Origin of the sequence: Janthinobacterium sp. BJB426, from assembly GCF_002735705.1 — a bacterium.
GTDB lineage: Bacteria > Pseudomonadota > Gammaproteobacteria > Burkholderiales > Burkholderiaceae_D > Janthinobacterium.
This window is the reverse complement of sequence record NZ_PDZL01000020.1, coordinates 61,608-83,768: the sequence shown is the minus strand read 5'-3', so window position 1 is coordinate 83,768 and position 22,161 is coordinate 61,608. Positions and strand designations below refer to the sequence as shown.

General features: G+C 63.2%; 18 protein-coding genes and 1 pseudogene. 15 read left to right on the top strand and 4 right to left on the bottom strand.

Translation table 11 applies throughout. The features are described from left to right. Positions 1-135: 135 nt before the first annotated feature. Together CSQ93_RS24170 and CSQ93_RS24165 are read left to right on the top strand one after the other, a co-directional pair. Positions 136-513, top strand: coding sequence for a type II toxin-antitoxin system RelE/ParE family toxin (locus tag CSQ93_RS24170; RefSeq protein ID WP_442778348.1), 378 nt, complete (start codon positions 136-138; stop codon positions 511-513). After that, a complete protein-coding gene (locus CSQ93_RS24165; protein ID WP_099380228.1) occupies positions 482-817 on the top strand; it encodes a helix-turn-helix domain-containing transcriptional regulator in 336 nt (111 codons plus the stop codon). The genes CSQ93_RS24170 and CSQ93_RS24165 overlap by 32 nt, the downstream gene beginning before the upstream one ends. A gap of 13 nt (positions 818-830) precedes the next feature. Here the strand turns inward: CSQ93_RS24165 and CSQ93_RS24160 are convergent, their stop codons facing one another. From CSQ93_RS24160 to CSQ93_RS24150, 3 genes are read right to left on the bottom strand one after another with little or no spacing between them, the layout of a single operon-like run. Beyond that, positions 831-1,853: a Gfo/Idh/MocA family oxidoreductase gene (locus CSQ93_RS24160; protein WP_099380227.1), complete on the bottom strand. Its 1,023-nt coding sequence runs from the start codon at positions 1,851-1,853 to the stop codon at positions 831-833. A gap of 28 nt (positions 1,854-1,881) precedes the next feature. Further along, positions 1,882-2,868 (bottom strand): inositol 2-dehydrogenase, encoded by a 987-nt coding sequence (iolG, locus tag CSQ93_RS24155; RefSeq protein WP_099380226.1) that lies wholly within the window; start codon positions 2,866-2,868, stop codon positions 1,882-1,884. Further along, positions 2,861-3,727 (bottom strand): MurR/RpiR family transcriptional regulator, encoded by an 867-nt coding sequence (locus CSQ93_RS24150; RefSeq protein WP_034757651.1) that lies wholly within the window; start codon positions 3,725-3,727, stop codon positions 2,861-2,863. The genes iolG and CSQ93_RS24150 overlap by 8 nt, the downstream gene beginning before the upstream one ends. Positions 3,728-3,984: 257 nt before the next feature. Between CSQ93_RS24150 and CSQ93_RS24145 the strand changes: the two genes are divergently transcribed. The 11 genes from CSQ93_RS24145 (at position 3,985) to cobA (ending at position 16,948) form a co-directional block, all read left to right on the top strand. Next, complete coding sequence (locus CSQ93_RS24145; protein ID WP_099380225.1) at positions 3,985-5,031, top strand: sugar ABC transporter substrate-binding protein; 1,047 nt, start codon at positions 3,985-3,987, stop codon at positions 5,029-5,031. 170 nt (positions 5,032-5,201) lie between these two features. Beyond that, entirely contained in the window at positions 5,202-6,323 is a 1,122-nt protein-coding gene (locus CSQ93_RS24140) for an ABC transporter permease (RefSeq protein ID WP_099380236.1), read from the top strand. Between the two features lie 3 nt (positions 6,324-6,326). After that, the gene (locus tag CSQ93_RS24135) at positions 6,327-7,112 is read left to right on the top strand and encodes an ATP-binding cassette domain-containing protein (RefSeq protein WP_099380224.1); all 786 of its coding nucleotides are present in this window, start codon (positions 6,327-6,329) and stop codon (positions 7,110-7,112) included. An 8-nt stretch (positions 7,113-7,120) separates the two neighbouring features. Continuing rightward, on the top strand, positions 7,121-9,067 hold the full coding sequence (locus CSQ93_RS24130; protein ID WP_099380223.1) for a bifunctional 5-dehydro-2-deoxygluconokinase/5-dehydro-2-deoxyphosphogluconate aldolase: 1,947 nt from the start codon (positions 7,121-7,123) through the stop codon (positions 9,065-9,067). Further along, complete coding sequence (gene iolD / locus CSQ93_RS24125; RefSeq protein ID WP_099380222.1) at positions 9,064-10,893, top strand: 3D-(3,5/4)-trihydroxycyclohexane-1,2-dione acylhydrolase (decyclizing); 1,830 nt, start codon at positions 9,064-9,066, stop codon at positions 10,891-10,893. Before CSQ93_RS24130 ends, iolD begins: the two co-directional genes overlap by 4 nt. After that, entirely contained in the window at positions 10,890-11,810 is a 921-nt protein-coding gene (gene iolE / locus CSQ93_RS24120) for a myo-inosose-2 dehydratase (protein WP_099380221.1), read from the top strand. Before iolD ends, iolE begins: the two co-directional genes overlap by 4 nt. Continuing rightward, positions 11,807-12,604 (top strand): 5-deoxy-glucuronate isomerase, encoded by a 798-nt coding sequence (gene iolB / locus CSQ93_RS24115; protein WP_099380220.1) that lies wholly within the window; start codon positions 11,807-11,809, stop codon positions 12,602-12,604. Before iolE ends, iolB begins: the two co-directional genes overlap by 4 nt. Before the next feature lie 10 nt (positions 12,605-12,614). Continuing rightward, on the top strand, positions 12,615-14,114 hold the full coding sequence (locus CSQ93_RS24110; protein ID WP_099380219.1) for a CoA-acylating methylmalonate-semialdehyde dehydrogenase: 1,500 nt from the start codon (positions 12,615-12,617) through the stop codon (positions 14,112-14,114). 62 nt (positions 14,115-14,176) lie between these two features. Next, positions 14,177-14,815, top strand: a complete 639-nt coding sequence (locus CSQ93_RS24105; RefSeq protein ID WP_099380218.1) for an ANTAR domain-containing response regulator — start codon at positions 14,177-14,179, stop codon at positions 14,813-14,815. A gap of 157 nt (positions 14,816-14,972) precedes the next feature. Further along, positions 14,973-16,163, top strand: coding sequence for a CmpA/NrtA family ABC transporter substrate-binding protein (locus CSQ93_RS24100; RefSeq protein ID WP_099380217.1), 1,191 nt, complete (start codon positions 14,973-14,975; stop codon positions 16,161-16,163). 14 nt (positions 16,164-16,177) lie between these two features. Continuing rightward, positions 16,178-16,948: a uroporphyrinogen-III C-methyltransferase gene (gene cobA / locus CSQ93_RS24095; protein WP_099380216.1), complete on the top strand. Its 771-nt coding sequence runs from the start codon at positions 16,178-16,180 to the stop codon at positions 16,946-16,948. Positions 16,949-16,950: 2 nt separating this feature from the next. Here the strand turns inward: cobA and CSQ93_RS24090 are convergent. Further along, positions 16,951-17,943: pseudogene (locus tag CSQ93_RS24090) on the bottom strand (cyclase family protein). A 108-nt stretch (positions 17,944-18,051) separates the two neighbouring features. On the opposite strand from CSQ93_RS24090, the gene CSQ93_RS24085 reads away from it, so the two are divergent. Both CSQ93_RS24085 and CSQ93_RS24080 read left to right on the top strand, forming a co-directional pair. Further along, positions 18,052-18,942 (top strand): LysR family transcriptional regulator, encoded by an 891-nt coding sequence (locus tag CSQ93_RS24085; protein WP_099380215.1) that lies wholly within the window; start codon positions 18,052-18,054, stop codon positions 18,940-18,942. A gap of 142 nt (positions 18,943-19,084) precedes the next feature. Then, entirely contained in the window at positions 19,085-22,123 is a 3,039-nt protein-coding gene (locus CSQ93_RS24080) for a CHASE domain-containing protein (protein ID WP_099380214.1), read from the top strand. The last annotated feature ends 38 nt before the right edge of the window (positions 22,124-22,161 follow it).

Genomic DNA, 22,161 nt, shown 5'->3' with positions numbered 1-22,161 from the left:
AACGCATCTTGATGTAGCTCAGTGAACCCGGCATTCGCGGCCTGTGTGCGCGGGTTTGGTAGCAAGATGGGCGGCCTACTTTTTTTACATGTACACGTGATTTTACCCTTGATCTTTCTTCGTTTATGGACGAATATGATGTACGAGATACGGCACTACCTGACATCATCGGGCAGGGATTTGTATACGGAATGGCTGAAGCTCCAGGGCGACAATACGGCCAGGGTAGCCATCGTGCGCCGGGTACTGCGTATGATTCCCGGCAATTTTGGCGACCACAAGTTTTGCCGCGACGGTGTGTGGGAGTTGCGCATCGATGTGGGGCCTGGCTACCGCGTGTATTACGCCATCGCTAACGGGCAGATCATTTTATTATTGTGTGGCGGAGACAAGCGCACGCAGTCGAAAGATATCGAATACGCCTGTGCCTGCTGGCATGACTGGAAGGAGAGGGAAGATGAAAGAGGACGTGAAAGAGGTCATGAGCAAACCAGCAAGAGACCGCTCGCATGACGAGGCGATGGCTGAGCTGTACCGCGACGATCCCGCCTTCGCCCTGGAACTCATCAACAATATCCTCGTCGATGGCGACCACGGCGAACTGCTGGCCGTGCTGCGCCAGCTGACGCGCGCCTTTGGCGGCGTGCCCGCCGTGGCGCAGGCGGCCAAGCTCAATCCTACCCAGCTGTACCGCACCTTGTCGCCCGATGGCAATCCCTCCTTGAGCACCTTGACGGCCATCCTCGATGCCATGGGCTTGCGCCTGGCCGTGGAACCCAGGCAGCCCGAGCGTCCATTTCCCGCGCCGGCTGCCTGAATCCCCTGGCGGCTTAAAACTCCAAGGCCCGTGCCTCGCGCATCGCCTGCGTCATGGCCAGGCCGATGCGCGTCGCTTCCGTCGCGTCGTGCAAGGTCAGGGACAGGGTGCGCCGGCCCAGTGCCGCATCCGTGAATTCCTGCGCCTCGATCAAAAAGGCGTCGGCGAAGCGGGCATAGAAGTCCGGCGTGCATTCATTGCGTACGCCATGCGCATCCGAAATTTCCACCCTGTTCAGGCGTGGATTGCTGCCCACGGCCAGGCGGCCGCCCGTGCCGAACACTTCCGTCAGGGTTTCGTGGCCATGCGCCATGGTGCGCGAGGCCATGAAGCTGGCCATGCTGCCATCGGAAAATTCGACCGTCGCCAGGCCATTGTCCACGTCGCCGAACGCCTGCAAGCCCGTGTGGATGGCGTTGGTGCCGCTCGCATACACGCGTTTGGGCACGGGATTGCCCAGCAGCCAGCGCGCCAGGTCGATATCGTGCACGCTGCAATCGAGGAAGATGCCGCCGCTGGTGGGGGCGAAGCGCATGAAGGCGCCGCTGGGGTCGTTCTGGTCGCAGGTTTGCGAACGCACCAGATACGGCTTGCCGATCAAGCCTTGGGCAATCTTTTGCTGCGCATCATGGTAGCTGGCGTCGAAGCGGCGCACGAAGCCGATCATGATGGTCAGCTGCGGGTGGCGCGCCGCTTCCGCTTCCACTTTCAGGCAGTCGGCCAGGTCCAGCGACAACGGTTTTTCGCAAAACACGTGCTTGCCGGCGCGCAGGGCGGCGATGATCTGGTCCGCATGCAGCGAGGTGGGCGTGACGAGGAAGACGGCGTCCAGGCCAGGATGGGCCAGCAGGGCGTCGTAATCGGCATAGCCGGTGGTGATGCCGAGCTGGCTGGCGGCCCAGTCCAGTTCGGCTTGCACGGGGCTGCAGGCGGCCACGACTTCGGCATTCGGCACGCGCTGAGCCAGGTTGATGGCATGGCGCTGGCCCAGCCGGCCCAGGCCGACGATGCCGACTTTTAATGTTGGGGATGACATGGTGTCTCCAGGTATTTTTATTATTGGTTTATAAAGTGACCACGCGCTGTTCGCGCCACGACAAGGTGGCCGCTTCGGCCAGTTCCAGCGCCTTCAAGCCATCGTGCACGGTCGTGCGCAGCGGCGTGCCGTGGCTGAGGGCGTCAAAAAAGTGCGCCATTTCCTGGGCGTAGGCCACGCGATAACGTTCCAGGAAAAAGTCTTCCGGCTTGTCCACGCTGACGTTCACGGCGCCATACGCCGTCACTTCCGTCGGCTTGTGATTGCCCGCCTGCAGCATGCCTGCGCTGCCCAGCACTTCGAAGCGCTGGTCGTAGCCGTAGGCGGCGCGGCGTGAGGCATTGATCTGGCACAAGCGTCCCTTGGCCGTGCGGATGGTGACGACGGCCGTGTCCAAATCGCCCGCCTCGCCGATGGCGGGGTCCACCAGGCAACTGCCCGTGGCGTGCACGCTGACGGCTTCATCGTCGAGTATCCAGCGGAAGATGTCGAAATCGTGGATCAGCATATCCTTGAAGATGCCGCCCGATACCTTGATGTAGCTGACGGGTGGCGGGCCAGGATCGCGGCTGGTGACGACCAGCAATTCGGGCGTGCCGATTTCGCCCGCTTCGATGCGTGTCTTGACGGCATTGAAAGTGGGGTCGTAGCGGCGCTGGAAGCCCAGCATGCACAGCACCTTGGCTTCCTTGACGGCGGCGGCGCAGGCGCGCGCACGGTCGATGGTCAGGTCGACGGGTTTTTCGCAAAAGATGGCCTTGCCGGCGGCGGCCGAGCGCAGGATCAGGTCCGCATGCGTGTCCGTGCTGGAAGCGATGACGACGGCCTTGACGGCCGGGTCGGCCAGTGCCGCCTCGACCGTCGCGCTGCTGCCGCCATGCAAGCCAGCCAGCGCGGCGGCCGCTTCCTGGTTGACGTCGACCACATACTTGAACTGCACGCCGGGTTGGGCGGCCAGGTTGGCCGCGTGGATTTTGCCGATGCGTCCGGCGCCGAACAACGCTACTTCAATCATCATGTTCTCCTGGGGTGTGGATTTCTTCGATGTCGAGCTCTAATTTGTATGCCAGCGCGATGAACAGCGCCTGGCACAGGCAGATGGTGCTGGTCAGCGAGCGGAAGGCGAAGGCGCTGCCCTCGGTGACGGTGAGCAGCGCGTCGGCGGCCCGCGCGAGCGGGGCCAGCTTGCTGTCAGTAATCACCAGGACCTTGGCGCCCTTGTCTTGCGCCGCCTTGATGCACTGCTGGGTTTCCTTGCCGTAAGGCGAGAAACTGATGGCGATCGCCACATCGCGTTCGCGCACGCTGCGCATCTGTTCGCGGTGCATGCCGCCCAGTCCGCTGATCAGGTGCACGCGCTTGTCCGTGTGTTCCAGCGCGTAGGCGATGTAGGAGGCGATCGGAAAGGACCGGCGCACGCCGATCACATAGATGTTTTCCGCTTTCAGCAGCAGGTTGACGGCCGCTTCCAGTTGCGCGTCGTCGAGTCCTGCGGCCAGGTCGTCGAGGCCGGCGCGGCTGGCGCCAACGAATTCGCGCGTCAGGTCGCCCGCACTGAGGGCGGCGTCGCGCGTGGAAATGAGCTTGCGGATGCGTTGCTGATAGTCGGGCGTGGCGCCTGCCTGGTCCGTATAAGCCTGGCGGAAGACATCCTGCATTTCACTGAAACCCGTGTAGCCGAAGCGCTGCGCGAAGCGCACGATGGCCGACGGCTGAACGTCGCAGGCGGCAGCGATGTCGCTGATGCGTTCGAGCATCAGGCTGGCCCGGTGCTTCTCGATGTATTGGGCGATGACTTTCAACTGGCGCGACAGATTGTCGTACTCGGCGGCAATGTGCTGCATCAGCTGTTCGATGGGGGCGGTGGCTGCCATGGTTTTTTCCTCTGTGTGCTTGCTGGGCCGCGACTGTGTATCAATTCCGTGCGGCTGGTTCTGGCGAGAATTATAGGAGTGAATCCAGAAAATAGAAATGATTTTCTATTTAAATCTATTTTGAAAATTTTATTGCATTTGTCTTTTTTGTGGCCTAAGCTGTGCGCAGTGCATCGGGTCTTGCCAGTTTTCCGGCTCCCCGCTGACACGCGACAAAAGCTGGCAACTATAAAAATTAATCCTTCAAGGAGACATTCATGCAAAGCAATAAGCGTAAGGGATTTCTGAAGCGCCTGGCCGTGCTGGGCCTCGGCCTGGGACTGGGTCTGGCCATGAGCGCCAGCCACGCGGCGGGCGAGAAATTCGTGTTGATCAGCCATGCGCCTGATTCCGATTCCTGGTGGAATACGATCAAAAATTCCGTCAAGCAAGCTGGCGAAGACTTCAATGTCACCGTCGACTACCGCAATCCGCCGAATGGCGACCTGGCCGACATGGCGCGCCTGGTCGAGCAATCGGCAGCTCGCAACTACGACGGCGTGATCGTCAGCATCGCCGACTTCAGCGTGCTGCAAAAACCGCTGGGCCTCGTTGCTGCCAAGAAGATTCCGTTTGTCACGATCAATTCCGGTACTCTGACGCAAAGCGAGCAGCTGGGCGCCGTGATGCACGTGGGCCAACCCGAATTCGAGGCAGGCAAGGGCGCCGGTGAAAAAGCCAAGGCGGCCGGCATCAAGTCCTTCGTCTGCGTCAACCATTACGCGACAAACCCGTCGTCGTTCGAGCGCTGCCGCGGCTTTGCCGAGGCCATCGGCGTCGATTTCAAGGCTGCTACCCTGGATGCGGGCGAAGATCCGACCACCATCGAGAGCAAGCTGAGCGCCTACCTGCGCAACAACCCGAAAACCCAGGCCGTGCTGGCGTTGGGACCCACTTCGGCCCACGCTTCGTTGAAGGCGCTGGAAAAAATGGGTTTGAAGGGCAAGATGTGGTTTGCCACGTTCGACCTGTCCGATGACATCTCGAAAGGCATCAAGGATGGCAGCATCCAGTTCGCGATCGACCAGCAACCGTACCTGCAAGGCTATATCCCCGTTGCCGTGCTGGCCATCATGAAGCAGGACAAGACCACGGACCTGGCCAAGATCCGCGAAAAGCTGATCAATAACGCCAAGTTCAAGGCGCGCCTGGCCGAGTACGGCCTGGCACCATCGTATGGCCCGCGCCATATCGGTTCCGGTCCCGGGTATGTCACCAAGGACAATATCGGCAAGGTGGAGAAATACGCCGGCCAGTTCCGTTAAGCAACCGCTTTTCAATTCAATCAATACTTAGTTGTAGTCCCCGCGCGCAGGCCAAGCTTGCCGGCGCGCGGGTCCTGCCGCCCTGGAATTGTTGTCGAGGCTGGCAGGTTGCTATAAAACAAGGGAGACATAGCATGAGTACCGTGAAATTAAGCGTGGAGCAGGGTGGCATGGCCGCCTCGGGCACGCCGCCGCAAAAGCAGGGCTTTGATGAGCGCGTGGGGCAGATCAGCTGGCTGAAGCGGCTGTTCAGTCGCCCGGAGTTCGCCTCGATCTCGGGCGCCATCCTGGTGTTCGCCTTCTTCGTCCTGACGGCCGGCGACTCTGGCATGTTCAACCTCGACGGCGTGATCAACTGGGCGCAAGTGGCCGCCTACCTGGGCATCATCGCCATCGGCGCCTGCGTGCTGATGATTGCCGGCGAATTCGACCTGTCGATCGGTTCCATGATCGGCTTTGCCGGCATGATGATCGCCATTCCTTCCGTCTACTTCCACTGGCCAGTGTGGGCCGCCATCCTGTTCGCCTTTGCCGGTTCCATGGCGCTGGGCTGGCTCAACGGCTACCTGGTCATCAAGACGCGCTTGCCTTCGTTTATCGTCACCCTGGCGTTCCTGTTCATCCTGCGCGGCCTGACCCTGGCACTGTCCATCATGTTTGCCAACCGCACCATCGTCAGCGGCATCGGCGCGCTGGCCGCCGACGACTGGCTGGCCACGACCCTGTTCCATGGCGAAGTGGGCACTTCGCTGTTCGCCTGGATGGCCAAGGCGGGCTGGATCACGGCGCTCGACAATGGCGCGCCGCTGGTCAAGGGCATCCCCAAGGTCATCGTCTGGTGGGCCGGCCTGGCGCTCGTGTCCGGCTTCGTCCTGGCCCGCACCCGCATCGGCAACTGGATATTCGCCGTCGGCGGCGACGCCAACGCGGCCAAGAACGTGGGCGTACCGGTGAAAACCATCAAGGTATCGCTGTTCGTCTTCACCGCCTTCTGCGCCTGCCTGTTTGCCACGCTGCAAGTATTTGACGTGGGTTCGGCCGCCGCCGACCGCGGCATGCAAAAGGAATTCGAAGCCATCATCGCGGCTGTCATCGGCGGCGCCTTGCTGACGGGCGGCTACGGTTCCGTCGTCGGCGCCTGCTTCGGCGCGCTGATCTTCGGCGTGGTGCAGATCGGCATTACTTATACCAATATCAATTCGGACTGGTTCCGCGTCTTCCTCGGCGTCATGCTGCTGATCGCGGTACTGTTCAACAACTTTGTCCGTGCCCGTGTCACGGAAGCGAGATAAGCCATGAGCGAATACATCCTTGCGCTGGAAAACATCAGCAAACGTTTCGGCTCCGTCATCGCCCTGCAAAACGTCACCCTGCGCTTGAAACCGGGCGAAGTGCATTGCCTGCTCGGTGACAACGGCGCCGGCAAGTCGACCCTGATCAAGACCCTGGCCGGCGTGCACCGGCCCTCCAGCGGTGAGTATCTGGTTGACGGCAAGCCCGTCAGCTTTAATTCGCCGAAAGAGGCGCTCGACCTGGGCGTGGCCACCGTCTACCAGGACCTGGCGCTGGTACCATTGCTGTCCGTGGCGCGCAATTTCTTCATGGGCCGCGAACCGATGCGGAAAATGTTCGGCGTGCTGCCCGTGATGGATATGGAATACGCGGCCACCACGGCGCGCGACAAGCTGGCCGAGATGGGCATCATGGTGCGCGATCCGCATCAGGCCGTGGGCACGATGTCGGGCGGCGAGCGGCAATGCCTGGCCATTGCCCGCGCCATCCACTTCGGCGCGCGCGTGCTGATTCTCGACGAGCCGACGGCGGCGCTGGGCGTGAAACAGTCGTTCAACGTCCTGAAACTGATCTACAAGGCGCGCGAACGGGGCTTGTCCGTGATCTTTATTACCCACAATGTGCACCATGCCTACCCTGTGGGCGACTCGTTCACTCTCTTGAACCGGGGCAAGTCGCTGGGCACTTACACCAAGGAAACCGTTTCCAAGGATGAAGTACTCGACATGATGGCGGGCGGTGCGGAAATGCAAACGCTGATGAGTGAACTCGACGGTGTCACGATTTAAGGATAGCCATGAATAATTCCACACAATTTGCCCTGGGGCGGGCGCTGGACGTGATCTGCCTGGGCCGCCTGGCGGTGGACCTGTACGCGCAGCAGATCGGCAGCACCCTGGAAGATGTCACCAGTTTCGCCAAATACCTGGGCGGTTCGTCGGCGAATATCGCCTTCGGCACGGCCCGCCTGGGCCTCAAGTCAGCCATGCTGTCGAAAGTGGGCGACGACCACATGGGGCGTTTCCTCACTGACACCTTGTCGAAGGAGGGTTGCGACGTCAGCCACGTGGGCATCGACCGCGACCGCCTGACGGCTTTAGTCATGCTGGGTATCAAGGATAAAAACACCTTTCCCCTGATTTTTTACCGTGAAAATTGCGCCGACATGGCCATCGAAGCCTCTTCGGTGGATGCGGACTTCATTGCCTCCAGCAAGGCGTTGTTGATCACCGGCACGCATTTCTCCACGTCTGCCATGCATGCCGTCAGCACGCAAGCCTTGAAACTGGCCCGCGCGAACAATGTGCGCACCGTGCTCGACATCGATTACCGGCCCGTGCTGTGGGGCTTGTCGGGCAAGGCCGATGGCGAAACGCGTTTCGTCTCGAACGACGGCGTGACCAAACATCTGCAAAGCATCTTGCCGCAGTTCGACCTGATCGTCGGCACGGAAGAGGAATTCATGATCGCCGGCGGCGGCGCCGACATCATGGCCAGCTTGCGCGCCGTGCGGGCCGCCACCCTGGCCACCCTGGTCGTCAAGCGGGGCCCGCTGGGCAGCGCCGTCATCGACAATGTGGTGCCGGCCAGTCTTGATGACGCGTATAACTACCGCGGCGTGCGCGTGGAAGTGCTGAATGTGCTGGGCGCAGGCGACGCTTTTCTGTCAGGCTTCCTGAAAGGCTGGCTGCGCGGCGAGGATTACGAAGCGTGCTGCCGCTACGCGAACGGTTGCGGCGCCCTGGTCGTGTCGCGCCACGGCTGTGCACCGGCCATGCCGTCGCCTGTCGAACTCGACTATTTCCTCGCCAATGCGGTGAAACTGACGCAGCCGGACCAGGACGCGACTTTGTCGCGCCTGCACCGCACGACAGTGGCGCGCAAGCAATGGGATGAGTTGTGCGTATTTGCCTTTGATCACCGTACGCAATTCTTTGAGCTGGCGCAACAGACGGGTGCGCCCGAGTCGGCCATTGCGGCCCTGAAACAATTGATGGTGCAAGCCGTGGCGCAAACGGAAACGGCCTTGCAGCTGGCCGGCAAGACGGGCGTGCTGATCGATGGCCGCTATGGCGTCGATGCGCTCAACGATGCGACGGGGCGGGGTTGGTGGATAGGCCGCCCCGTGGAGTTGCCGGGATCAAACCCGCTGCAATTCGACTGGGGCCGTTCCATCGGCTCGCACCTGCTCAGCTGGCCGAAGGAACATGTGATCAAGTGCCTGGTGCAACTGCATCCGGACGATGCCGTGGAAAACCGCCTGGAACAGGAAGCGCAGATCAAGGCCCTGTACGATGCGGCGCAAGTGAGCGGTCACGAACTGTTGCTGGAAGTCATACCGTCGGAAGCCTTGCCGCACGGCGACGACACGGTCTTGCGTGCCGTCAAGCGCCTGTACAACCTGGGCATTTACCCGGAATGGTGGAAGCTGGAAAGCATGTCTGCCCAACAATGGCAAGCCATCGATGCCCTCGTGCATGAGCGCGATCCGTATTGCCGTGGCGTCGTCCTGCTGGGTTTGAACGCGCCGATTGCCGCCCTGGCCGACAGTTTTGAGCAAGCCAGTGCCAGCACGACGTGCCGCGGCTTCATGGTGGGCCGCACCATCTTCCAGGAACCGAGCCGCCGTTGGCTGGCGGGCGAACTCGACGATGCGGGCCTGATCGCCGCAGTACGCGCCAACTTCGAGCAGCTCATTGCCCTGTGGCAGCGTACGCGCAACCGCCTGGAGCGTGCAGCATGAGCGCCACCATCCGCCTGACCATGGCGCAGGCCCTGGTGCGCTACCTGGCCGCCTTGCGCACGGACGATGGACAGCCGCTGTTCGGCGGCGCTTTCGCCATCTTTGGCCACGGCAACGTGGCGGGGCTGGGCGAGGCGCTGTATCAATACCGTGACAGCTTCCCGACTTACCGCGCCCATAATGAACAGGCGATGGCGCACTCGGCCATTGCCTATGCGAAAGCCCACATGCGCCGGCGCATGATGGCTGTCACCAGCTCCATCGGTCCTGGCGCGACCAACTTGCTGACGGCCGCCGCGCTGGCCCACGTGAACCGCCTGCCAGTATTGCTGTTGCCGGGCGACGTGTTCGTCTCGCGCGCGCCGGACCCGGTGCTGCAGCAGCTGGAAGATGCCACGGATGGCAGCGTGTCGGTGAATGACGCGTTTAAACCTTTATCGCGCTATTTCGACCGCATCGTCTATCCGGAGCAGTTGCTGACGGCCTTGCCACGGGCGATTGCCGCCTTGACGGACCCGGCCGCCTGCGGTCCCGTCACTTTATCTCTGCCGCAAGACGTGCAGACGATGGCGTATGACTATCCGGAAGAATTCTTTTCGCCGCGCATCGTGCGTTTCCGCGCCGTGCCGCCCGTCGAGCAGGAACTGGAAGAAGCGGCAGCGTTGTTGAGGAACGCGAAGCAACCGCTGATATTGGCCGGTGGCGGCGTGCTGTATGGCCAGGCCAGCGCCGCCTTGCAGGCCTTTGCCGAGCGCCATGGCATTCCCGTGGCGGAAACCCAGGCCGGTAAAAGTTCTTTGCCATGGGACCATCCCTTGCAGCTGGGCGCCATCGGCGTGACGGGCTCGCCTGCAGCGAACGCGCTGGCGGCGGAGGCCGACGTGGTGCTGGCCGTCGGCACGCGCTTGCAGGATTTCACGACGGGCTCGAATTCCCTGTTTGCGCAAGCACAACTGGTGAGCCTGAACGTCAACCATTTTGACGCCCTGAAACGCCGTGGCCTCGGTGTGCAGGCGGATGCGACGCTGGGCTTGCAAGGCCTGTCGCGGCTGCTGGGCAGCTGGAACAGCGCGGGACTATGGCTGGACCGGGCGCAGCAGGCGGGCCATGCCTGGCGCGCGACGGTTGCAAGCATCACCGGCAAGCGTGACGTGGCTGGCTTGCCGTACGACGGTGAAGTCATCGGCGCCGTGCAGCGCTCTTCAGCGGACTCGACCAGCAACGATATCGTCGTCTGCGCGGCAGGGACTCTGCCGGCCGAACTCCATAAACTGTGGAGAACGTCGACGCCGGGCGGCTACCACATGGAATACGGCTACTCGTGCATGGGCTATGAAATCGCCGGCGGCCTCGGCGTCAAGATGGCCAAGCCCGAGCGCGAAGTGATCGTCATGGTGGGCGATGGCAGTTATCTGATGATGAATTCGGAAATCGCCACCTCCGTCATGCTGGACAAAAAACTCATCATCGTCGTGCTCGACAACCGGGGCTATGGCTGCATCAACCGCCTGCAGCAGGCGTGCGGCAATCCTTCGTTCAACAATATGTTGCCCGATAGCGCACCTCGTATTGACTTCGCCCTGCATGCCCAATCGCTGGGGGCGCTGTCCGAACACGTGGCCAACATTGCCGAGCTGGAACAGGCGATGCTGCGCGCCCGCGCCGCTACGCGTACCTATCTGATCTGCATCGATACGGACGACACGCGCACGACCGAAGAGGGCGGTTGCTGGTGGGAAGTTGCCGTGCCCGAGGTCTCCACGCAAGCCGGCGTGCAAGCTGCGCGCGCCCGTTATGAACTTGACCGCCAAGGACAACAAAAATGAACGCACCGACATGGAATGTGAAGATCGGCATCAACCCGATCTCGTGGATGAACGACGATTTGCCGTCGCTGGGGGGAGAAACCCCGCTGGAAACGGCCCTCAAGGAAGGCGCCGAGATCGGCTACGTGGGCTTTGAACTGGGCAACAAGTTTCCGAAAGATGCCGCGGCCCTGAACGCCGTGCTGGGAAAATACAATCTTGCCTGCGTTTCCGGCTGGTATTCGGGTCGGTTGGCCCATCGCTCGGTGGAAGAGGAAATCGCCGCCGTGGCATCGCACTTGCGCTTGCTGGCCGACAGCGGCGCCACAGTGATGGTCTATGGCGAAGTGGCTGACGCCATCCAGGGCGAAGCGCGCCCTTTGTATAAACGCCCCCGTTTCCAGTCGCAGCAGCAGTGGCAGGACTACGCCGACAAATTGACGGCGTTTGCGAAGCACTTGCTCGACAACGGCGTGCGGCTTGCCTATCACCATCATATGGGGGCCTATGTGGAAACCCCGGCTGACGTGGATCAGCTGATGGCCTTGACGGGAGCCGAGGTCGGCTTGCTGTTCGACACGGGCCACATCACGTTTGCCGGCGGCGACGCGCTGGCGGTGCTGAACAAACACATCGAACGGATTTGCCACGTGCATTGCAAGGATGTGCGCCCCAACGTGGTGAAACTGGCCCGCAATGGCCACTGGAGCTTCCTGCAAGCAGTCATCAACGGAGCCTTCAGCGTGCCGGGCGACGGCAGCATCGACTTCCCGGCCATCCTCACGCGTCTGTATCTGCACGGCTACGAGGGCTGGCTGGTGGTGGAGGCGGAGCAGGACCCGGCCGTCGCGCCCAGCTACGAATACGCGAAGATGGGCCACGATTACCTGGCACGCCTCGTCGATGCCATCCCGCGCCTGGGCCGGGAGGCGGCATGAGCCCGCTGCTGGTGAAAGCGGGCCAAGGCCAGGCCATCGTCGAGGTGACGCCCGAGTCGGCCGGCTGGACGCATGTCGGTTTCGCCGCGCATCGGCTGGCCGCCGGCGAGTCGCTGAACCTGGAGACGGGCAGCCGCGAACTGTGCATCGTCGTGTTGACGGGCACGGTCACCGTGCAGGCTGGCGAACAGAGCTGGGAAGCCATCGGCAATCGCGCCAGTGTTTTTGAAGACATCTCACCCTACGCCGTGTATGTCCCATTGGAAACCAAGGTCAGCATCACGGCGGTGAGCGCTGCGGAAGTGGCGCTGTGCAGCGCGCCGGCCATGACCCAGCGTCCGGCGCGCTTGATCGAGCCATCGACCATGACGCGCTCTGTGCGCGGCAAGGGCGCCAACACGCGCTATGTGTGCGACATCCTGCCGCAGACGGCCGAGGCGGACGGCTTGCTGGTGGTCGAGGTGGTTACGCCGTCCGGCCATTCATCGAGCTATCCGCCGCACAAGCACGACAGCGACAATGTGCCGCTGGAAAGTTCGCTGGAAGAAACGTATTACCACCGCCTCAATCCGGAGCAGGGCTTTGCCTACCAAAGAGTCTACACGGACGACCGTTCCATCGATGAAGCCATGGCCGTGGAAAACCACGACGTGGTGATGGTGCCCAGGGGCTACCACCCCGTGACCGTGCCGTATGGCTACGATGGCTATTACCTGAACGTGATGGCCGGCCCCAAGCGGGTCTGGCATTTCAAGAACGACCCGGCCCATGAATGGCTGATGAATACCAAATAAAGGAACTGCAATGACAACGCAACAGATCGGCCACTTTATTGGTGGCAACCCCATGGCTTCGCGCTCCGAGCGCACGAGCGACGTCTTCAATCCCGCCACGGGCGCCGTGACGGCGAAGGTGGCGCTGGCCACGCCTTCCGAACTGAACGCGGCTGTGGCCGCCGCCCACGCAGCGTTTCCCGCCTGGTCGCAAACGTCGCCGTTGCGCCGCGCCCGCGTCATGTTCAAGTTTAAGGAATTGCTGGAAGAACACTCGGATCAATTGGCCGCGCTGATCACGGCAGAGCACGGCAAGGTGTTTACGGATGCCAAAGGGGAAGTGACGCGCGGCATCGAAGTAGTGGAATTTGCCTGCGGCATCCCGCAAATGATGAAGGGGGAATATTCGGAACAAGTGGCCGGCGGCATCGATGCCTGGTCGATCCGCCAGGCGCTCGGTGTCTGCGTCGGTATCACGCCCTTCAACTTTCCCGTGATGGTGCCAATGTGGATGTTCCCGATGGCGATTGCCTGCGGCAATACTTTCGTCTTGAAACCATCGGAGCGCGACCCGTCGGCCAGCCTGCTGCTGGCACAACTGTTGACGGATGCGGGCTTGCCCGACGGCGTCTTCAACGTGGTGCAGGGCGACAAGGAAGCCGTGGATGGCTTGTTGCACCACCCGGATGTGCGCGCCGTCAGCTTTGTCGGTTCCACGCCGATTGCCGAATACATCTATGCCACCGGCTGCGCGCAGGGCAAGCGCGTGCAGGCGCTCGGTGGCGCGAAAAATCACATGGTCGTCATGCCGGATGCGGATATCCCGCAGACGGTGGACGCCCTGATGGGCGCGGCGTTTGGCTCGGCCGGCGAGCGCTGCATGGCCATTTCCGTCGTCGTGGCGGTCGGCAATGTGGCGGACCAGCTGGTCGAGGCGCTGGTGCCGCGCATCGCCGCCTTGAAAATCACGCAGGGCATGGATTTGTCGGCCGAGATGGGGCCTGTCGTCACGCAAGTGCACAAGGATAAAATTGCCGGCTACATCGCCACAGGCGTGAAAGAAGGCGCGAAACTGGTCAGTGACGGACGCGGTTTTGTGCTGCCCGGCCACGAAAACGGCTTTTTCCTTGGCGGCAGCCTGTTCGACCATGTGACGCCGGAAATGACGATCTACAAGGAAGAAATTTTCGGGCCCGTCCTGTGCATCGTGCGCGTGCCCGATTTTGCCACGGCGCTGGATCTCGTCAACGCGCATGAGTACGGCAACGGCACGGCCATCTACACGCGCGATGGCAACACGGCGCGCGAGTACACGCACCGGGTGCAGGTGGGCATGGTGGGCGTCAACGTGCCGATTCCCGTGCCGATGGCTTTCCACAGCTTCGGCGGCTGGAAGCGCAGCCTGTTTGGCGACCATCACGCGCATGGCCCGGAATCCGTGCGCTTCTATACGAAACAGAAGGCCGTCACGCAGCGCTGGCCCGCTTCCACGGCCGCCGGCGCCGAGTTTGCCATGCCGACCCTGAAGTAAAAACATCTGGTTCGCTTCTTGCTTACTGCAATGGTTGTGTTTAGCCATTGCAGATCGCTCCCATGACGTCCAGCCGTACCCAGCCTTTGCGCATCGTTGTCGTCAACACCATCGTCGAGCACGGCGTGCACGAGAATGCGGCTTTGGCGGCCCAGGTGCAGCGCGGCAATGCCTTGCGCATTGGCTTGCTGGAATCGGGCTACGACATCGTCGCCTCGCTGCCTGCCGACCTCTACCTTCCCGAGCGCATTGCGCAGCTGCAGCCTGACCTCATCATCATCGACGCCGAATCGGACGCGCGTGACGTGCTCGAGCACATTGTCATCGCCACGCGTGACGAGCGCCGCCCCATCGTATTGTTTACCGAAGACGGCGCCACGGCCAGCATCGACGCGGCCATGGCGGCCGGCGTATCCGCCTATATCGTGGCCGGCTTGCAGGCCGAGCGCATTCAACCCGTGCTGAACGTGGCCCTCGCGCGCTTTCGCCAGGAAGAAAAATTGCGCGCCGAATTGCTCGACACGCGGCACAAGCTGCTCGAACGCAAGGTGATCGAACGGGCCAAGGGCTTGCTGATGACGCATCACGGCTTGACGGAAGACCAGGCTTATCAGCGCTTGCGCAGCATGGCCATGAACAAGAAACTCAAACTGGCAGAGATCGCCCAGCGTATCCTCGACGTGGAGGACTTGCTGGGATGAATCGTCCACTTTCTGATACATGCTGGTGCAGTGCACCATTGCGGTGCGTTTCCAGCTGCCTCGGACTGGATATGCACAGGCACGGTCCTTGCTGCTGGTCGGGGAGAGCCTTGCCCACGGTGGCGCGGCAAAACAGTACTTATCAGCAAGGAATGGTATGACAGAGCAAGCGGGCAAAGAGGCGGGACATGGCACCCAGGTGAGGCGATCCCTGCAACCGGAAAAACAGACGATACGCATCGGCTACCTGCCGCTGACCGATTGCGCCTCGCTGGTGATGGCCTCAAAACTGGGCCTCGATGAAAAGTACGGCATCAAGATCGAACTGAGCCGGGAGATGTCGTGGGCCGGCGTGCGCGACAAATTGAATAGCGGCGAACTCGACGCTGCCCACGTGTTGTACGGTCTCGTGTATGGCGTGCAGATGGGCATAGGCGGGCAGCAGCACGACATGGCCGTATTGATGAATCTCAATCACAGCGGCCAGGCCGTCACCCTGTCGGCGGCGCTGGCGCGCGAGGGCGCCCACGATGGTCCCACCTTGGCGCGGCACATGCGCGGGGCCGCGCGGCCGTTTGCGTTTGCGCATACTTTCCCGACCGGTAACCACGCGATGCTGCTGCAATACTGGCTGGCCGCGCAGGGCATCGATCCGCTGCGCGACGCGCGCGTGATGACCGTGCCGCCGTCGCAGATGGTGGCCGCCTTGCGCGCGGGACAGATGGATGGTTTTTGCGCCGGCGAACCATGGGGCTACAAGGCCATCGTCGATGGCGTGGGCGTGACGGCCATCACCAGCGGGGCCATCTGGCCCGATCATCCGGGCAAGGTGCTGGGGACCAGCGCAGCGTTTGCCCAGCAGCATCCGAACAGCTGCCGCGCCCTGATTGCCGCCGTGCTCGAGGCGGGCCGCTGGATCGACGCCAGCGACGCCAACCGGCTGGCCATGGCGGCCACTCTGGCCGAGCCCGCTTATCTGCATACGCCGCAGGAAATGCTGGCGCCACGCATCCTCGGTCACTACCAGGATGGCCTGGGCAAGACCTGGGACGAGGCGCACGGCTTGAAGTTTTACGGCGACGGCGCCGTGAATTTCCCGTATTTGTCGGACGGCATGTGGTTCATGACCCAGCACCGGCGCTGGGGCTTGCTGCGCGACGAGCCCGATTACCTGGCGGTGGCAAGGCAAGTCAACCGCATCGACCTGTACCGCCAGGCGGCGGAAATGACGGCCACGCCAGTACCAAAGGCCGCCATGCGCAGCTCGACCCTGTGCGACGGCGTCGTATGGGACGGCAGCGCGCCGGAAGCCTACGCGGCATCGTTTGCCATCGGCCATTTTTTCTGATTGGAGAGTGCATCATGGCGCAATTTGGAAGCGTGACCCTGGTCGGCGCCGGTCCCGGCGAACCGGACCTGTTGACCCTCAAGGCGGTGAAGGCCATCGCGCGGGCCGACGTGGTGCTGATCGATGACCTCGTCAACCCGGCCATCCTCGCGCATGCGGCACAAGGCGTGCGCGTGGTCGAGGTGGGCAAGCGGGGCGGCTGCGCGTCCACGCCGCAAGCCTTCATCGAACGCCTGATGCTGGCCGAAGCCCGTGCCGGCCTGCACGTGGTGCGCCTGAAAGGGGGCGACCCGTATTTGTTCGGGCGCGGCGGCGAAGAGCGCGCCTATCTGCGCAGCCACGGCGTGGCCGTCGAGGTGATCCCCGGCATCAGCAGCGGCCTGGCCGCGCCATCGTCCATCGGCGTGCCGCTGACGCACCGCAGCTGGAGCCAGGGCGCGATTTTCGTCACGGGTCACGGCAAGGATAGCGCGTCGGAACCGAACTGGCTTGCGCTGGCGCAAAGCGGCCTCACCCTCGTCATCTACATGGGCGTGGCCAGGGTGGCCGCCATCCAGGCGGGCTTGCTGGCCGGCGGCATGGCGCCGGGCACGCCCGTGGCCGTGGTGCAATCGGCCAGCCTGGCAGCCCAGCGCGAATTGCTGAGCACTCTGCGGGATTTGCCCGCCGACTTGCAGGTCAGCGGCCTGGGCAGCCCCAGCATCATCGTCGTGGGCGACGTGGTGCGCTGCGCCGATGCCTGGGATGACCATGGTACAAGCACATTGCAGGCTGCCTCGGTTTGAACTCAGCGGATCGGCAGGGCCACGGGACGGATGGGGGCCGCATCGCCGCCGCGGAATTTCAGCGAGGCGCCGATGAAGGCAAACTGGTAGACCTTGTCGCGTGACAAGCCTTCCAGGTCGACCAGTTTCAGGATGGGCGTGCCCTGCTGCGCCAGCAGATACGTGTGCACGGGCAGGTAGTTGCCGGCCACTTCGGACGGAAACGCTTCGAAACTGAGGTTGTCCGCGCCCACCACCATGGCGCCGCCATCTTCCACAAGGAATTTCGCTGCATCGAGCGACAGGCCGGGCGGATTCGCCATGTACGCTTGCGCCTGCTCATAGTGCTGCATGCGGCCCGTGCGTATCAGCACCACATCGCCCTTTTCCAGCGTGACCTTCTGTTTGGCCAGCGCGGCGCGCAAGTCTTGCCGCGTGACGCGGTAATTGTCGGGCAACTGTTGCAATCCTTTGGCCATGGCCACGTCGATCAGCACGCCGCGCGCGATGATGGGCGGCAGTTTTTCCGCGCCCGTCACGGTCCAGCCCCGGTCGCCCAGGTATTGCTCTTCCGTAAAACCGTTCCAGATCTTGCCGTTCAAGCCGAAATGGTTGAGCGCGTCGATATGCGTGCCCATGTGCGCATACATGGACACGGCCGAACCCGTGTAACTGACGTGGCGGTTCATCTGTTCGCCCACATGCATCGAGTCAGCCACCACGTTGCCCTTCGGCGTGTGCGTCATCTACATCTGGTAGGGCGGATCGCCGGCCGCCTGCCAGCTGGGCATGCCGACATAAAAATCGACGGCCAGGTCGTAGCTCTTGCCGCCGTCGATGCGCGCCAGGATGGCGGCGCGCGATGTCGGCGTCATCAGGTTCAGGCGGCCGATTTCGTCTTTCGGCCCCCAGGGACTGATGCCCACTTCGGGCAGGGCGGCGGCCGGGGCAGCATGCACTGTGGCGGCCAGCAGGGCCAGCAGCAGGGCGGCCAGGGCGGCGGATGGTTTGAACATGGGGTACTCCTTGCGTGACATGAATGAAGAAGCCGCCATCATATTGTTTTCCATTTCAATGATAATCAGCGATAAAATAATAAGATATTCAACTGGATGGAAATAATCATGGATGTCCTGGCGCACATGCGCGTGTTTCGCAAGGTGGTCGAGCGCGACAGCTTCAGCAAGGCGGCGCTGGACCTGAATCAGTCGGCGGCGGCCATCAGCAAGCAGGTGCGCCAGCTGGAGGCGCATCTGGGCACGGTGCTGCTGGTGCGCACGACGCGGCGCATGAGCTTGTCGGACGGCGGGCGCGCCTACTATGCTGAATGCTGCCGCCTGCTCGATGAAATCGATGCGCTGGAACTGGCCACGCGCGGCTGTACCGGCAAGGTGGCGGGGCGGCTGCGCGTGAATGCGCCGCTGTCGTTTGGCTTGAAAGTGCTGTCGCCGCTGCTGCCGGTGTTCATGGCCCGCTATCCGGACGTCAAAATCGAGATGACCCTGGACGACCGCCTGCGCGACGTGGTGGGCGAGGGCTATGACGTGTCGCTGCGCATCCGCGCCGCGCTGGCCGATTCATCCCTGGTGGCGCGCCGCCTGGGCGACATCGAGCAAATGATTTGCGCATCGCCCGCCTATCTGGCGCTGCGCGGCACGCCCCGGCTGGCGCAGGACTTGCACGGCCACGATTGCCTGGCCTACCGGCTGGCCGACAGCCCCGGCGTCTGGCAGCTGGCCGGCCCGGAAGGGAGCAGCAGCATTGTCCTGCCCGTGCGCTTTTCCGCTGACAGCAGCCTGCTGCTGGCCGACATGCTGGTGGCGGGCATCGGCGTGGGGGCGCTGCCGTCATTCGTCGCCGCCCCGCTGCTGGCCAGCGGCGCCCTGGTGCGCGTCCTGCCGTCGTACGGCATGGCCAGGCGCGGCGTGTATGCCTTGACGCCCGACGGACGCCACGTGCAGGAAAAGGTGCGCGCCTTTTGCGACTTCCTGGCCGGGGCGTTGCCGGGGATCTAGGCGCCCGGTGTTTTCCAGGGCAACCATCGGACGCGCTTTTTTTCTTTCACAAGCGCGTGGGGCAGGGGCTTTGATAGTATCCTCGTACTTGCTGGGCGGCGGGGCGCCGCACATTCAAGGAAACCGGAATAAGCGATCGACAATGCACACTTTGAGCAAGGGCGGGACGGGATCAGGCATCAGGATCTGGGCGGGTGGCTTGCTGCTGGCATTGGCGGTGGGCGGCGCCCTGTACGCGGGTGCGGCGCGCACGGTCAATGACGACGCCGAACAGCGTTTCGACAACCTCACGCATGGCGCCCAGCATAGCCTGATCACGCGCGTAAAAAGCTATTCCGACCTGTTGCGGGGCCTCGAAGCCCTGTTCCGCACCAGCGAGCAGCTGACGCGCCGGCAGTTCCACGATTACGTGGCCGGCCTCGATATCGCGCGCCAGTTCCCGGCCATCGAGTCGGTCAACTACGCGGTGGCGCTGACGCAGGCGCAGCGCGCGGCCTATGTCTCCGGCGTGCGCGGTGACACCAGCCTGGCGCCACGCGGCTATCCCGCCTTCACCATTCGTCCGGCGGGGGAGCGGCCGGAATACACGGTACTCACTTACCTGGAACCCGATTCCCTGCTGGCCGAACGCATGGGCGTCGATATCGGCGCCAACCCGCTGGTGGCGCAATCCCTGGCGCAGGCGCGCGACAGCGGCGAGGTCAGCGCGTCAGGCCAGGTGATCATGATCAAGGGGCCGCCCGCGCACATTGGCCTGGGCATGCGCCTGCCCGTGTACCGCAACGGCATGCCGCAAGGCAGCGTGGCCGAGCGCCGCGCCGCCTACCAGGGCTCCGTCGGCATCGGCTTTGGCGTGGCGCAGCTGGTGCACAGCGCGCTCGAACGCAGCGCCCTGGAGCCGCTGCACCTGACCCTGTACAGCGCCGCCGAAGCGCGGCCTGCCGATGGCGTCTGGCGCATCACGCCGCAGGACCGCCTGCTGTTCAATGACGACGACGATCTGGCTGCACCGCCGCCGCAACCGGGCAGCGATGCCGACTATTTCGACCAGGTGCTGCCCGTGGCATACCAGGGCGGCCTGTGGAAAGCCCATTTCCGCGTGCGCAAGGCGGAACTGTACAGCCCCTTCGACCGCTATTTTCCCTGGCTGGCGCTGGCCGTCGGCGTGGCCGGCACCCTGCTCATTTATGGCTACATCTTTACCTTGTACCGTTCGCGCCGCAACGCGGTGGCGCAGCGCACCCTGCTCGATACGGTGCTCGACAGCGTCGACGCCTACGTCTACATGAAGGATGCCGACCTGCGCTACCGCTACGTGAATGCGCGCACGGCGAAGATACTGGGCCGTTCGGCGGAGCAGCTGATCGGTCGCCAGGATGGCGAGTTGATGCTCGGCGATGCGGCGGCGTCGGTGCAGCTGACGGAGCGCCAGGTGTTCGACAGCGGCGCCAAGTTTGTCGGCGAGGAGCGTTTCGTCGATGCGCAGGGCCAGGTGCATCACCTGTGGAGCGTGAAGGTGCCGCTGGGCTTGCCCGGGCCCGTCACGGGCCTGATCGGCCTGTCCACGGACGTGACGGAACTGCACCGCCTGAAGGAGCAGGCCGACGCGGCCAGCCAGGCCAAGAGCGACTTCCTGTCGAACATGAGCCATGAGATCCGCACGCCGATGAACAGCATCATCGGCATGGCGCACCTGGCGCTGAAATCGGTGGCCGACGCGCGCCAGCGCGACTATCTGCAGAAAATCTTCCATTCGGGCCAGCATTTGCTGGGCCTGATCAACGATATTCTCGATTTTTCCAAGATCGAGGCGGGCAAGCTGGAACTGGAAGTGCTGGACTTCCGTCTCGACACCCTGCTGGCGAATATCGCCAGCCAGCTGGGCGACGCGGCCGCCGTCAAGGGCCTGGCACTGCAGTTCGATATCGCGCCGGAACTGCCGCAGCGCTGGCGTGGCGACCCGCTGCGCCTGGAGCAGGTCTTGCTGAACCTGACCAGCAACGCCATCAAGTTTTCCGACAATGGCAGCATCTTCGTGCGCGTGCGCCAGTCCGAGGAGCGGGGCAGCCACGGCATGCTGCGCTTCGAGGTGCAGGATCGCGGCATCGGCATGAATCAGGAAGAGGTGGCGCAGCTGTTCCGCTCCTTCCACCAGGCCGACCCGTCGACCACGCGCAAGTATGGCGGCAGCGGCCTGGGGCTGGTGATCAGCAAGCAGCTGGTGGAGCTCATGGGCGGCAAGGTGGGCGTGTACAGCCAGCCTGGCCTGGGCAGCACCTTCTGGTTCACGGCGCGCCTGGAGAAAAGCGCGCAGGCGGCCGACGAGCGCGTCGCCGAAGTCGAGCCGGAAGTACTGGGCGTGATCCGCGGCGCCTCCATCCTGCTGGTGGAAGACAACGTCTTCAGCCAGCAGGTGGGCTGCGAACTGCTGGAAGACGCCGGCGCCACCGTCTGCGTCGCCTGCAATGGCCGCGAAGCGCTGGAATTGCTGGCGCACCAGCGCTATGACTGCGTGCTGATGGACGTGCAGATGCCGGAGATGGACGGCTTCGAGGCGACGCGCCGCATCCGCGCCGATCCGCAGCTTGCCGGTCTGCTGGTGATCGCCATGACGGCCAATGCGGGCAGCGAAGACCGCGCCCGCTGCCTGGAGGCGGGCATGGACGAATTCGTGACCAAGCCGATCGCCCCGAATCTGCTGTTTCACCTGCTGGCGAAATGGTTCCGGCTGCGTGGAGGCATCGGCGGCATCGGCCATGCGCGCGTGGGTGACAGGCTGGTGGCAGTGCCGAAGGCGCCGCCATCGGGAGCCTCGCCGGAGTTGCGCGACACGGCCATCCTCGACCTGGCCACGCTGGCGCTCACGTTCAGCAATGACCCCGTGAAGATGCGCAAATACACCCAGCTGTTTCTCGACACGGCGCGCGACGGCATCGCCGAAATGGAGCAAGCCATGGCGCTGGAAGACCTGGGGCGCCTGGCCGACCTGGGCCACCGCAGCAAATCGTCGGCACTGGCCGTGGGCGCGCATGCCTTTGCCGGCCTGTGCGCGTCGATCGAAGGTTTGCGCGTGGGCGGCGACCTGCAGCAGGCGCGCGCCCTGTTGACAGCCCTCGGACCGGCGCTGGCGCAGGTGGCGGAACAAATTTCTGTGGAATTTGCCGCCAGCGACGCCCCCTGACGCAGGCAGCGGCGATAATATGCCTTTGACGTCTCCGG